The 14,671-nt window shown below is 38.7% G+C and carries 8 protein-coding genes and 2 pseudogenes; all 10 read right to left on the bottom strand.

Features of this window, described 5'->3' with window-relative positions:
• Window positions 1–445, bottom strand: a 445-nt coding sequence (locus G576_RS0108740) for a nucleotidyltransferase domain-containing protein (protein ID WP_027974275.1), incomplete at its 3' end; no start/stop codon positions are given.
• A 131-nt stretch (window positions 446–576) separates the two neighbouring features.
• Window positions 577–1,104: a phosphoribosyltransferase family protein gene (locus G576_RS0108735; RefSeq protein ID WP_002294507.1), complete on the bottom strand. Its 528-nt coding sequence runs from the start codon at window positions 1,102–1,104 to the stop codon at window positions 577–579.
• A gap of 43 nt (window positions 1,105–1,147) precedes the next feature.
• The gene (locus G576_RS0108730; RefSeq protein ID WP_002294505.1) at window positions 1,148–2,011 is read right to left on the bottom strand and encodes an aminoglycoside nucleotidyltransferase ANT(6)-Ia; all 864 of its coding nucleotides are present in this window, start codon (window positions 2,009–2,011) and stop codon (window positions 1,148–1,150) included.
• 32 nt (window positions 2,012–2,043) lie between these two features.
• Window positions 2,044–2,778, bottom strand: coding sequence for a class I SAM-dependent methyltransferase (locus G576_RS0108725; protein WP_027974274.1), 735 nt, complete (start codon window positions 2,776–2,778; stop codon window positions 2,044–2,046).
• Window positions 2,759–3,637: a nucleotidyltransferase domain-containing protein gene (locus G576_RS0108720; protein ID WP_027974273.1), complete on the bottom strand. Its 879-nt coding sequence runs from the start codon at window positions 3,635–3,637 to the stop codon at window positions 2,759–2,761. Before G576_RS0108720 ends, G576_RS0108725 begins: the two co-directional genes overlap by 20 nt.
• A gap of 29 nt (window positions 3,638–3,666) precedes the next feature.
• Entirely contained in the window at window positions 3,667–5,586 is a 1,920-nt protein-coding gene (tet(O), locus tag G576_RS0108715; RefSeq protein ID WP_014636291.1) for a tetracycline resistance ribosomal protection protein Tet(O), read from the bottom strand.
• A 366-nt stretch (window positions 5,587–5,952) separates the two neighbouring features.
• A complete protein-coding gene (locus tag G576_RS0108710; RefSeq protein WP_001140406.1) occupies window positions 5,953–6,327 on the bottom strand; it encodes a TnpV protein in 375 nt (124 codons plus the stop codon).
• Window positions 6,308–6,820 (bottom strand): annotated as a pseudogene (locus tag G576_RS0108705) (hypothetical protein); the annotation flags it as partial. The pseudogene G576_RS0108705 and the gene G576_RS0108710, both read right to left, overlap by 20 nt.
• A gap of 92 nt (window positions 6,821–6,912) precedes the next feature.
• The gene (locus G576_RS0108700) at window positions 6,913–8,691 is read right to left on the bottom strand and encodes a reverse transcriptase/maturase family protein (RefSeq protein ID WP_027974271.1); all 1,779 of its coding nucleotides are present in this window, start codon (window positions 8,689–8,691) and stop codon (window positions 6,913–6,915) included.
• 509 nt (window positions 8,692–9,200) lie between these two features.
• Window positions 9,201–14,651, bottom strand: a pseudogene (locus G576_RS0108695) (DEAD/DEAH box helicase family protein); the annotation flags it as partial.
• Window positions 14,652–14,671 lie beyond the last annotated feature (20 nt).

Below are 14,671 nucleotides of genomic sequence, written 5' to 3'. Positions count from 1 at the left end.
GTCCCAAAAGGTTAATACTATTTTTTCTTAGTTGTGCTAAAAGTATTGCTAAATCCGGATCATAAGTCGACTCAGGAATTTCTCCCTTTTCAAACTGCTCTCTTAGCCACTCGCCATACATAAATTCATATTTGGGGGGGAAATGCCAAGGGACAATATCCTTTTGATTTATGACCGTAACTTCAAGAGGCCTCATATCTTTTATGTTTCCTATTTTCCCAGATATAAGCATTAACCTATTTGTAAGATTCCTTCGAGTTTTTTCAGATAAACTTTGATTTGTTATTACCAAAATATCTACATCGCTATTCATACGTAAACCACCCATTACTGCCGAACCATACAAATACACCCCAATTAACATATTATCAAGTAGTTCCGCTATAGTTTTTAATGCTTGAATTGCTTCTTTCGGAATTTTTTTGTTACTTAAATCTATACTCAACTTCGATCTCCTTTCGTCTGAAAACTGTTTTTTAACGCCTCTTAAAATTTATAAAAAAAGAGTAAACATCTTTCGTTGTATTGTAAATTAACGCCATCCAAAATTTTGATTCAAGATTTTCTTTCGGTTTATTATATGTTTGAGCCAATATAAGCTACAAAACTGCTGTCTATCCATTTTTGAGTAACCTCATTTATATCAATCCCAATAGTAGCCAACCCAATAATGCTGCAATCCAATTTCTCTAACAAAGCTATTAAAGCCTTCATTTGAGAACCTGTCTCTATCCAATCATCTACAATCAAAACTCTTTTGTTCCTCACAATAGAACTCTTAGATATTTCAAAGCTTTTATCTTGACCTGAATAGTCGGTAAAATGTGTCGAAATAATCTCTTCTTTTGCGTATGGCAGCTTATCACCTTTTCTTACTCCAATAAACCCCACTCCAAGTTCTTTGGCTATGGCAGTGCCTAGTATCCATCCAATTGCTTCTGGGGCAGCCACATAATCTACTTTATTTTGAAAATCCAATGATAGTACTTTTACAATTTTATCAAAAACGGTTTTATGTGTAAAAATAGTTAGTAAATCATATTTTCCAATTGAGTTACGAGGTAATATACCTCTAATTTCATTTATAACATCAGTACTTTCCATACATTTACACCCCTTGCTTATGGTTAATAATCTTTGCTAATCTTTAAAAATAGTCATTTTCAACATATTTTTTATACATGTCCTCGGTATATCTTGTTATGTTCTTACCATACTCTGGATAATCAAACCCCAGTAGTTCTGCTACCTCTTTGGACACTTCCCTGAACAATTGGTGGCATATAAATAATGACTTCCAAATATTTTCATAGGAATCCATGCGATATGTAGATAATAATCTATTCCATAGATCTTCATCAATGTATTTGTTAATATACTTATAATTTTTCCCAACACTTAATGAAAATTCTGTCTTTATCCCAACCTTCCACGACATCATCCTAAGTAGTTCAAACCGTAGAATCTGGTTCAGATGATCGATTGCAAACAGTATCTCTTTGCGGCACAATCCTTTAATAACATAAGGTGTTACATTCCAAAATTCATTGCAGCAATCATCATACTCCCTTGCGCTTGGCTTTCTTACATGATAATCTATATCAGTCGGAACTATGTCCCTTTTAATTCTACAATCTTTATCAATTAGAACCTTTATTAATTTATCGCCCTTTAGGTAATTATCTAACTCTTCCAAGGGCAATAAGGTAAGATCAATTTTATTGTAATCATCAAATAGCATAAGATAGGAAAATCCCTTTTCTTCAGGTGGGAATAATTCCATATCCTCCGGCTTTTGCATCATTATTATATTCCCAAATTGATTAAGCCAGTCATCATTAGATATAAACGGTTCTATATCACTTACAAAATATGTAATATCATAATCCTGAAATTCATCTTTAGGTATATTAATATTTGCGCGTGACCCCTCAAGGGTCACAATTCGAATACGTTCATCCTGTTCTGCTAAAGAAAGTACTAAATCCATCATTTCTTTTTCTGATCTCATTTACATACTCCTCGTTTATTTTTTCTATATTATTACATCTTCTTTTTTGCCGATACAATCAGCATCATTGGGCGTCGCATTTCATCCGCCATCCCCGGAATATCCATCATGTTCTCTGGCGGCTGTGGCTCCACAATCTGATTTATTATAAAACTATTTGAAAGCAGTGTATTTAGATATGTGGTCAGTGTTCTATGATATTTTGTAACCTTTTCTTCCAAAAACATAGCTGTCCGTTTGCCCTCATAATAATAATTGTCCACCGGGAAATGCAGTATTTCTCCTTTTTCGTTATAATACCAGTCTTGTGTTCCATGAGCAGTAAAAACAGGATGTTCAACTGTAAAAACTAAATTGCCACCAGCCTTCAGCATCCTATATATCTTTTTTATTAAATTCTCATAGTCTGCTACATAATGAAACGCAAGCGAACTTAGTATTACATCAAAGCTCTCCTCTGGGAAATCCACATCTTCTATGGCACAGCATTCATATTCAATCTGTGGAAAATGGGTTTTTCCTTTTGCTACTTCGAGCATTTTATGAGAAATATCAACACCTACTACAGAGGAAGCACCGTTTTCCATCGCATATATACAGTGCCATCCATAGCCGCATCCTAAATCAAGCACACGCTTACCCTTAAAATCAGGTAGCATCTTTTTCAAAGTCTCCCATTCTCTCGCACCAGCCAGTCCTTTCTGCGAGCGACTCATTTGACTGTATTTTTGAAAAAATATATTATCATCATATTTGTTTTCTTTCATCTGAACTCTCCTCGTTTAAAAAGTTATTTATCTCCGATACAATTTCATTCACTTCATTATAAAGCTTCTCGGTCATGTCGTAGCATTCAAAAAGTGAGATACCGAGTACTTCAAAAATATGATTTACCTTCTCGGTATATTTTTCAGGTTTATGTTCAAAAGTTTCAAGCAGTTTTATAGCTTTCTTTTCGTTGATACAATAAGCATTATTACATGCAAATAACACTTGATTTAAACATGAAACTATACGAAAAACATGACCCGCAATATAATATTTATCGTCTGTTCCCGAATTTGCTTTTACAAACATTAAAGAGAACCCTGCTTCAAACATAAAAAAGTTAACTAAACTTTTCTGCAAAGCATTGGGATAAGTTTCTGCCTGTTTTTTTAATTCGCATAAGCTTTCATTCTTAGCATATAGTATTTTGCTAATCGCTAATTCTCCTCGATACATTGCACTAATATAACCATGGGGATGCCCAGTCTGATAATTGGCAGTAACAATTCCGTGCTCTGTATCTTTCATTATTTGTTCCACACGTTTAATATCACGTAAAATTAAATCCACATGATACCCGTTTATGACTAACCATCCGCCGCCATTAATCCAATCACCCCATGCTCCGGGAGGTACAACAAGGTTATTTCTATGCTCATCATCCAGCTTTGTAGCGAATTGATTAATAGTATTTATGTCAAATGATTCTGAATTGTAATAGATGCCGATATCTATATCCGAATCCTCTGTATGGGTGCCCCTTGCACGTGAACCACCTAAAACAATACCTTCTATATAAGACAGAGAGGATAATTTCTCTGCTACTGATTTAATAATATTAGTCTCTAATCCTTTCAAATCTCATTTTATATGACTTTTGCAAGCTGTTAAGCTAACTTGTGGAACATATGCCGAACCTTATCTATACGGCTATTCGGGCGGCGGGGTTGGCAAATAAATTTACCAATAGCTGGCTGGTATCCTTTTAACTCTGTCAAGCAGACTCCCTGCCCATTTGTGAAATAAGTTAAATCGTTCCTGTATTCTTGAATACATCTAGCAGGGATTTCTCCTTTCAGAATGACCTCGTCATTCTTTATCTGAGTACTTACAATATCTGCACAATACCTTGGAGCATCATGATACGCCCGTGAGAGATATTCCTGCGGTGCATAAATTTCAAAGTGGAGATATGGCTCTAATAGTTCTGTCCCTGCTTTTTTTAAAGCCTGCTCCAATACGATAGGGGAAAGCAGCCGAAAGTCTGCGGGGGTACTTACAGGACTATAATACAATCCATATTCAAAACAGATTTTACAGTCTGTCACTTTCCATCCATACAGCCCCTGCTCGCAGCCATAAAGAACCCCCTCCATAACCGCATTTTGGAACGATTGGTTTAAATATCCAAGTGAAACTCTGCTTTCATACTGCACTCCGCTTCCAATAGGGAGCGGCTCTATGGACAACCCGACAGAAGCCCAGAAAGGATTTGGCGGGACTTCTATGTGGATGGTATATTCTGCTTTTCTAAGCGGTCTTTCCATATATATAACAGTAGGCTCTTTTATTTCTGCCTCCACATGGTATTTTTCCTCAAGGATGGCACAAATGACTTCCATCTGCACATTCCCCAAAAAAGAAAGTATAATCTCATGCGTTGTAGTATCCACATAATATTTTAAAAGAGGGTCGCCATCTGAAATTTCTGTAAGTGCCCCAAGCAATATTTCCCGCTGTTCAGATTTCTTTACTGCAATCGTTGTTTGGAGCATAGGGAGAGGATTTTCAATAAATTTTCTCTGCGGCAACAGCATTTCGTTCCCCAAAATACTGTTTAGCTGCAAAACATCATTTGGTAAAATTACAATATCACCAGAGCAGGCTGTATCGGATGAATATAATTCACCGTTTGTCGGAACACACATCTCTGTGATTTTTATTTTCTCTTTTTCAGATATTTTAATAACATCCCTCAAATGCAATGTTCCGCTATATATACGCACATAAACAAAACGCCGCCTTTTCTCTGAATATTCAATCTTAAAAACCTGCCCGCATAGTTCAGATTGACCTTCAGGCGTTGATGAATAAAACTTACTGGCAATCACTTCTATAAGCTGCCGAATCCCCAGATTGTTTTTAGCACTTCCGTGATAAACGGGAAATAACGTTCCGTTTTGGAATCTCCTGTTTTCTTCCTGTTCCAGTTCTGACATTTTAAACGGTTTCCCTGACATATATTTCTCTAATAGTTCATCGTTTCCCATAATTACCGCATCCCACTGTTCCATATCGTCATTGTCCGTTACATTTATATGGGGATGCTGCCCAACCTTTTGCTTCACTATAATTTCCGAAGAAAGCTTTGCTTTCATTTCTTGATATACCATTGGCAAATCAATCCCCTCTTGGTCAATTTTATTGATGAAAAAAATTGTCGGAATCTTCATTGTCTGTAGTGCATGAAACAGTATACGGGTCTGTGCCTGTATGCCATCCTTTGCAGAAACTAATAATACCGCTCCGTCTAATACGGATAAAGAACGGTATACTTCCGCCAAAAAATCCATATGGCCTGGCGTATCTATAATGTTGACTTTTACATCCTCCCACTGAAAAGATGTCACTGCTGTCTGGATAGTGATTCCCCTTTGACGCTCCAAATTCATTGTATCTGTCCTTGTTGTGCCTTTATCTACGCTCCCTGGTTCTGCAATTGCACCACTGGTATACAATAAACTCTCCGTTAATGTTGTCTTTCCTGCGTCAACGTGAGCCAGAATGCCTAAGTTAATTATTTTCATGTGATTTTCCTCCTATCAACACCCAAAAAAGGGCATAAAAATACCCAGTGATAAATACTCCTATCACTGGATAAATAACTCCAATAGCCCCAAAACACTTATATGTTTTCGGGCATATAAAATTACATGATAAAAGTATTCTTAAACTGGGTACAAAAAACTAAGCCCCATATTAAAAGTGAAACGGGACTGCTACTTTTTGTTCCCACTATCAAATTGACAGTTTATTTAAGAATACCTTGCCGCATATTTATTAACTCCTTGTATAATACTGAATCTAATTATATTCCTTAACCCTTTATTTGTCAAGCTGACAAACTAAAGCAGAAAAAGCGGCAGGATTTCCCCCTGCCACTAATCATCTGTTTATGCAAAAATAATTTCCTTTTCCACAATCTCCCTCGCACAAGCCCTTATGTTATTGAGGCATCCTGTCCATTCTAAGGCGTTTTCTGCCTTTAGCTGTTCCGTTATGCCCTGTGCCTGTTTCATACCCTCTATGAGCCTTTCAAAGCGTTCCTGTGCCTGTCTGTCAATGTCGGCAAGGTAAGCGTTAAGTCTGCCGCTTGTAAGAAGATTGGTGTATGTAACTTTGCAGTGATGCTTCAGATAATCCAAATGCCGCTGTCCCCAGATGCCTATCGGCTGTTCTTCTTCGGCGGGTACAGTTAAGCACGGTATTAAATAATCGCCTTGCCTTTCGTATTTGCCGCCCATTTCCTCAAAAATTGTCTTTGCCATTGTCTGTTACCTCCACATTCTTTTTTATTTTGAATGTCCGCAAAATCCGTCCTACATCTGAGGGACGCCAGGGAACATCTAAGTGGTGGACAGCTTTCATGCGTGATTGCACGTTTAGACCCGTTCCACCTTTTTCAGTCGAAGCCATGAGAATCCGTACTTCCCCACTATTGACCTTTCGTGAGAGAGAGTTTTTCTTCTCATCAGTATTGGCATCATGGACAAAGGCAATTTCTTCTTTTGGTACCCCTCGATCGACTAGCAAGTCCTTAAGTTCATTGTAAACATCAAAGCCATCTTCCTTACTTTTAGGAGTTCCAATATCTGAGAAAATCATCTGAGTAGCCTTTTCTCCTGCTCCTTCAAGGTAGATTCGCTCGACATTATCAACCACTTGAAGGATTTTCTCATTGTCTGATAAGGTATAAGCAGGGTCAATCAACCGTATATCAATGGCTAGTTTTCTGGCTTCACCTGTGTAGGGTAGGATACTAGCGAGGTAGTCATTGCGACCCCTTTTCCATTATCCCCCCACCGAACCGGACATGATACTTTCGCATCATCCGGCTCTCCAGTAATTTCATTTCATAAACGTGTATTTATTGAACCATTATGTATTGCATAGTGACAATCCCGACAAGTCACTAGCGTTTTTCGACATCTTGCTGACATGATTTCTTTCCACTTTGGAACTAATTTCCCATTGTGTTTGTTCAAGTCTGCTAATTTTCTGATATGATGTACCTCTATGTTCTCCTCACTTCCACATAGCTCACACTTATTTGCGAGTAATCGCTTGATAAGCTCTGTTCGACCACCATAAACTTGATACGGAGCATCTTCTATTACAGCTTTCTTTTTATAAGAAAGTGAAATGCCACCCCACGTTGCAACTAGAGGAGGTTTATCTTCTCGAGGCACAACTACCTGTAAACACGGCACAGTTCGGCCATTCGTGCTAGTTGTGGTAGTCTTATATTTAGCTAACATTTTATTAATGGATGACTTATGTTTAAATGCTAATGTTTTAAGGAGTGATGTTTCCATATACCAATAGACTTTTGAGAACCATGACAAATTTTGTGCCAATATATAATATTGAACCAGCCCTCTATATTCTTGTTGGTAAGTTTGAACGATACTAAAGTCATCATCATGCAATAAGTTATTACGATGAATAGCTTTACCATTTTTCATGTATTGGCGGCATTTGCTTTCAATAACCGATGCAGGTACAAATAATGCGATAACACCATTGGCACTCCGTCTCCCTTTGTTATCAATATAATCATTGACACGTTGTGCTTTTATCTCATATCCCAGAAATTTAGCTGATTCTCCAGTCGCATGGGTAATCAAAGTCTTTTCTTGAGAAAGTTCCAAAGATAACTTAGTATTTAAAAAGTCTCCAATTTGCTTCTTTATAGCCTTTGCCTCAGCTTTTGAACCTGTAAAGCCTAGAATAAAGTCATCCGCATACCGAACATATCTTAATCTCCGATAGCTGGTATCATAAGTATCAACTGAAGGGAGATTTCTTCTCTCAACAATTAACTGATGAGCTTTTTTATAATCTCCTTTATCCTGATAGCATTTAATTCTTCTACTCAAACGATTATAGGCTGAGTTTGCTTTCTGCTTTTTACCTCTTGTATATTGAGGTATCAGTTCTTCACCGACCCACTTATCAAATTGATGTAAATAGATATTAGCTAATAAAGGACTAATAACTCCACCTTGCGGTGTTCCACTAATAGTCTTGTGAAACTTCCAATCATCAAGATATCCTGCCTCAAGCATATTTTTGATAAGCCTAATAAACCGACCATCCTGAATTTGTCTAGACAACATAGTGATTAATACATCGTGGTCAATCGTGTCAAAATAACTAGAGATATCTCCTTCTATGAACCAACGTGTCCCTTTCCAAGTCTGAATTTCTTGTAAAGCTGTATGACACCCTCTTTTTGGTCTAAAACCATGAGAATGTTCACTAAATTGTGGCTCATAATAGGCTTCTAATATCATGCGAATCACTTCCTGAAGAAGTTTATCACTCCATACTGGTATTCCCAAAGGACGGTGTTTTCCATTCTTTTTAGGAATGTACTCTCTCCTAGCTGGTCTCCAGTAATAGGTTTCTTGTCTTAATTGTTCAATAATCATATCTATTTTTTGAATAGACATTCCATCAATCGTTTCCTCTGTAACACCCTTTGTCATTGCTCCATTATTCGGGTATAACTTTGCATAGGCTATCAGATAGAGTTCACGATTAAATAGTAACTTATAAACCCTTTCGAGTGGTTTATCTTGTTTTCCACGTTCATGAATGACCGTTAAAATAGTTTTGGCTGTACGCATCCCACGCACCTAATCCTTTCTAACTAATCGAAATTACCTGTCACCCTTCGCCATGTACAAGGATTTCTCTTGCTCGGACTACTACGGTGACTCCGTTACCATAAGGGTCTCCCCTCTTAGGCAATCCTGCTATTCGTTAAAAATGTACGTTCTAGTAACCCTTAGGTTCCTCACTCATTCCTTTATTCATACTTATCGTATGCTCTTTTACTGTAGAAAGTTATTCGTCCAAAATCACAACAACGAATATACAGTAACATCGGTTTCAGTTACTTTCCGATGGGCGATGCTTTGCACCTAGTCAGAATTGAGGTTCAAGCAGTTTAGCCTTAACCATAGGTTACGGAACTTGCGGCACATCAAAGCGTTGTAACTCGCTCCTTATCCGATTTACTAACATGCTATTGTCCCCTTTGGGTTTCCCCGCTAGGTTAGTTAGTTGTTCCTATTATTTACTTTCAATAATATCCCTCTGTGAGGGAGATACATTTTTACGCTTAACAGCGCACTATTTTAAGCATGTTATCTCTACTTGGATCAACACTACCTGACTTGATAGCGTCTGAACGCTTTACCAGCTCTTCTAAATAGTATTTCTGAGCTTGCGTTAACTCGCTTTCCACCGCAATAATCTTAGCTTCTGGTACTGGTAAATCAAGCATGTCTGAGGTCTGAATATCGGCAGTTTCCTTGTAGATTCGCATGAGTTCAGGAAGGTTGACAAATTTCTTGAACCGTTTCTTAGGTTGGTATTTATCACCTGTCGGGGCTAGTTCCATGGAGTTTTCAATATTCCCAAAAGCCCCAACCCAGGAATCAAAATTGGATACCTGGTATCGCTCTAAAACATCAGGTTGAATGTAATTCATCATGGTGAAAAGTTCACTAATAGAGTTAGAAACTGGTGTTCCTGTCGCAAAAACGACATTTCTATCGCCATGCTCTGCCTGAACCTGTCTCACCTTCATCTCCATGTCTACGTTCTTTTTTGAAGTAGTATTGGTGATTCCCGCGACATTTCCAAGTCCAGTAATTGGACGGATATTCTTGAAGTGATGAGCCTCATCCACAAAAAGAAAATCAATTCCAAGGTTTTCAAATTCGATAAAGGTATCTCGCTCTAGTTTTTGGAGTTCTTCCAACTGGTGCTCCAATCCCTTAATCGAACGCTCCGCTTCTTTCACCGTATAATCACTGTCACTTCCTAGCTTGATTTCTCTGAGTTGCTCGAGTTTGTCATTGATATAGGTGACCTGTTTTTCACGACTCATCGGTATCTTCTCAAATTGTGAATCTCCAATGACAATGGCATCATAGTCCCCTGTGATAATACGTGATACAAACTGTTTGCGTTTAGCTTTGGCAAAATCTTTCTTGGTGGTCACATAGACTTTTTTGGTTGGGAAAAATTTCATGATTTCTTGACCAAACTGAGCAGTCAAACTAGAAGGAACCACATAGAGAGGTTTATGTACCATTCCGAGTTCTTTCAGTTTGAATCCTGCCCCAAGCATGGTCAAGGTTTTTCCAGACCCTACCTCGTGGGCTAGTAGAGCACGTTTTTCCTCGACAATTCGTTGAATGGCATTCTTTTGGTGAGGACGTAATGAAATATTCTGAGCAAGTCCATCAATGGTTAAATGGCTACCGTCATAGGTCTTTGATACCGTACGATTGTAGAGACTATTATAGGTATCTTCAATCATCTGTTGGACGTCTGGATATTTTGCTACAAAATCTTGAAAGAGTTCTTGTAGGTGTGTCTCCTTGGCACGTAGGACCGTTGTTTTCTCTACATCCGTCACATTCTTTTTCTTATCCCCTTCGACAACTTGTTTTGTGATCGTTGGTTGATTGGAATTCAGGAGATTTTCAAATATTTTACGACCACTATCATAGCGTGAACCAGGGACACCTAAACTCCTATCCGTTGCGTTGGAATAGGTGTAGGCAAACTTAGATTGGTAAGTGATAACTCCGTCAATGGGACTGACTTCAAGGACTGTTGTTACTTCTTGGTCTGACTGTTCATAGGCTTTCCCCATAAAGGTTTCTTGGGCAAATTTTCCGTAAACAGACAAAGGAATCCAGCGTGAACCGATTCGATAATCAATGTCTGCCAAAGTAATACGTGCTGGTTTGATAGCTTCTAGAAGTCCTGCATAATGTGACCAGTTAAAGTCCTGATTGTCTTGTTTGACGAATAGATCCACCACTTCTAACTTGGTAACCACATCACCTGACAGGAAGTCTTGGCGCGAAACATAGGACAGCTCCCCATTCAAATACTTCTCAGGATCAGGCATAATGAGGTCACCTAACTCCTCAATCAAGGTCATCTTCGAATCAACCTGATAGATGGACATCATATAATCGAAATCAACACCTCGTCCGTCAGCCAAGCTCGAATTTAAGGCATCAAGGGCTGTATGTACCTTTTTAACCTCTTTTTCGGGACGCACTAGAGCCTTTTCAAAGGCAAGGGATTTAGTATAGATAACAGACTTTCCACTTGGATCTAGACTTTCATCTTCCAAACTAGCAAGAAGCGAATACTTATCATCACTATCAAAAAGATTGCGGTTCACTGCACTATTCAAATACCCATAGCGTTTGACAAAGCTATCATAGGTACGATTGAGTTTGCCTAACAAGTGGTTAAAGGTCTCCTTATCATAATCATAATAGCGTTGAATGGCAATAACTTCTTGGTAGGTATTGCGAATATCGACCATTCCCTTAATCCGTGCCACTTCTTTCTCAGACAAGGGAGCTTCATAGAAAACTGTCTTTTTATAATAACCCTTAAACTGACCACGTTTGGCTGCATCATCGGTCACATAGACATCTAGAGCAGTACTATCAGTCACCTCTAAGCTAATAAATCTATCAATCTGCTTTTGGGAATGCTTGGTGTCCCATGCCTTAAAGTTGCCCCCTTCATCGACATAATAACTGATTTCTTCCGTCTTGGTTCCGACACGAATGCCTTTATTATCACGATAGTAAACTGTAGAACCCTGGTAACCAAAACTGTACTGACCTAGATTCTCCCTCATTTCAGCTGGAATAGAAGTATCCATGACTTGTTTGGTCAACACATTTGGGTTAATGATGACCTCATTTCTATCTATCTCTCTTGGAGCTATTACTTGATTTAGAGCAGTTTGGACGCTTGCAATCAAGTCATCACTAGTCCCCTTAACAGAAAGTGTTCCACCGTTAAAGTTTCTAACCTCATAGGTTCCTAGCACTTGGCTATTGTATTCTCCATCAAAGTAAGGATTGAGCCAAATACGGTTGTCCTTGTCATAACGAATAGACCCTGAAAAGGCTAAGTCATCTGCCACATAGCCCTTGTTCAAGTGTTTCTGGAAGAACAACATATCCGTTGTGACATTGGTTCCGGCAATGGCCTTAAAGGCGGTATCAGGCAAGCGAACCCCTCCAAGAAAGTCAGTTGTCTCACGAATATCTTGTAAAATGTTTTCGGTTCGCTTATCCATGGTTCCTGTGGAAGAGATAATCGCTACTTGTCCGCCATCATGGACTAAATCAAGTGACTTTTTGACAAAGTAGTCATGAATCATATAAGGCTTATCGTACCTGTTATCCGCAATTCGTATATTGGCAAACGGTACATTTGAAATCACCAAATCAAAACTATTGTCGTTAAAAGCCACCGTCTCAAAACCCTTAATTTCAATATGACTATTCGGGTGAAGGTGTTTGGCTATAGCTCCTGTAATGGTATCTAGCTCTACGCCATATAGCTCACTTTTATCTCTCAAATGTGTTGGCATAGCCGCAAAGAAATTCCCTGTTCCCATGGAAGGGTCTAGGATTTTTCCGCCTGTAAAACCATCTCTTTCCAACTTATCCCACATCTGACGAATAAGAGCAGGGTCCGTGTAATAAGCCGTCAGCGAGGACTGTTTCATATCCGAATACTCTTTATCTGTGACTAAGCTTTTCAGTTCTTCTCGTTCCTTAGAAAATTTTGGATTATAGTCATCAAAAAACTCATTGGCAAGCCCTCCCCAGCCCACATACTTGGCAAGGAGTTCTTGTTCACTTGGATTTGCCTGACGGCGTTCCGTTTCAAGTGTTTTAACCAACCGAATAGCCGCAATGTTTGTCTCAACCTTATCTCTAGCAGTCTTAGGATAAAAGTCCGTCATATCTTCTGGAAAATAAAAGTCCGTTACTGGAATCTCTGGAATTGTTCTGACTACTTCCTCTTCAGGAATTTGACTATCTGATTCTTCAAGAACAGTATCGTTATGACCTTTTTCTGAACCATCTGGTTCCAATAGTCCAATACTCTGAACTGGCTCCTCGTCCAGAAATGAAAAAAGGTTTAATTCTTGGTCCGCTTCTTCTATCTCTGTTTGTGGTTCTGCCATTGGCTGATGAAGTGCCTGACTGACTTCTTCCCAGGTCCTCATATAAAGAACTGGATTTTGTTCAATGATATCCGAAAAGTCATTGACTAACTCAATCCGAATCAAACCGTTCAATCGAGCATCGCTGACCGATACGACCTCAAAGTCCTGTCCCTTATAGGAAACCAATGACCCCAGAGGATAAGTGTCCAAGACCGTCTGAACAAGTGGATTTCCCGCAAATTCTTCATCAACCACTACTTTCGTCTCAGCTTTCTCTAGCTTGCTTATCCAATCTCTAAGGGTTAAATCTGGCTGATTGCGTTTATCTTTTTCAAAATGTTCCGCATCTTCTCTACTGAGTTCTTGGTGTAAAAATGCGTAGGCAACTTGTCGCAACTCTTCAAGGGAAAGATGGCTACCAAAGAAAAATTCAACCTTTTCATGACTCAATCCCATTTGGAGTAGTTCTGTCGTAAGGGCTAGTTGGGTTACCGAGGCTTTGGGATAACCACCTAATAAAGCAAGGTCCGCATTTTTCAAACGAAAACGACCTGCCGCATCCAATAAAATACCGACTTGGTCTGATTCAAACTGAGATAAATCAATCCCTACCTGAGTCAATTTTTCTTGATTTTCTATCCTAATGGCTTGTCCAATTTTTTCTAATTCCTTTTCTTCGACTGTGGTCAGCGTTCGTTTCAGCTCATAGGGACTGCCATCAGCCTCTAGATAGGCGAGTAACTCCTCTCCATCAAAAACTGGTGTCATTTCCATCTCAGTATCAAAATCACCTCGTTTAAAACTTGGGACTTTGGAACGTTCATTACGAATTTGGTCAAAATATGTTAGAATCTCAAATTTACGTCGTAAAGATAACTCTTCATAGGCAGGCAGATGACTGGTTTTTCCAGTTCGGATATCCAAATGAGACAAATCTACGTCCAAACTAGCAATAATCAAAGAGCCATCTTCTCGAAAAGATATTGCTTGATTACTACTCACTTTGTGCTCATCAACAGTTTCTTCATTTTCTAGAACAGTTTCATCAGCTCTTGTTTCAAGCTCAGGCTCGTAAGTTAAGAGAAACTGTTCAATATCTCGGCTGATCCGATCCGCTAAATTATTAGCCACACGATAAACATTGACCAAATTAGCTCCCCTACTCTTTTGTAATAGAGAATCTGGTGAAATAGTTTGGTAGTGTCCATTTGAGTCTAATAGTTGAAAACGAGTGGCCAGATTGAACAAGGCCACTTCAATCACCAAGTCTTTTTCAGACGGCGATAGTTTGTCAAGTTTTTGGAGACCAGTTTGGCCGAATACTTGTGTATAGGTCAATAGATCATGAGCAGTATCATAAGGACTAGCCTGAACAAAAGCTGAAACATCTGTCTCAAAGTGAAGTACCTGAACAGGTCTTTTGAATTCCTGCCTATTGGTCATAAACTGATAAACGAGACTATCCCACTCCTCATCAAAATGCTCTGCTTGGTAATATAAAAACGCTTCAAGCAAGGCTCTATCACGAGGAATGGTTGCTCTCATCATTTGTAGTAAGACTTCTTGATTCATTTTCCCTCCCATTTTAAAAG

The organism is Streptococcus porci DSM 23759 (assembly GCF_000423765.1).
GTDB classification, from domain to species: Bacteria; Bacillota; Bacilli; order Lactobacillales; family Streptococcaceae; genus Streptococcus; species Streptococcus porci.
This window is presented reverse-complemented; position numbering and strand designations above follow the sequence as displayed.

Excerpts from the sequence above, each read along its gene's own strand:
- G576_RS0108710 (WP_001140406.1), bottom strand. The coding sequence starts at position 6,327 with ATGGCAAAGACAATTTTTGAGGAAATGGGCGGCAAATACGAAAGGCAA.
- G576_RS0108730 (WP_002294505.1), bottom strand. The coding sequence starts at position 2,011 with ATGAGATCAGAAAAAGAAATGATGGATTTAGTACTTTCTTTAGCAGAA.
- G576_RS0108700 (WP_027974271.1), bottom strand. The coding sequence starts at position 8,691 with ATGCGTACAGCCAAAACTATTTTAACGGTCATTCATGAACGTGGAAAA.
- G576_RS0108735 (WP_002294507.1), bottom strand. The coding sequence starts at position 1,104 with ATGGAAAGTACTGATGTTATAAATGAAATTAGAGGTATATTACCTCGT.
- G576_RS0108725 (WP_027974274.1), bottom strand. The coding sequence starts at position 2,778 with ATGAAAGAAAACAAATATGATGATAATATATTTTTTCAAAAATACAGT.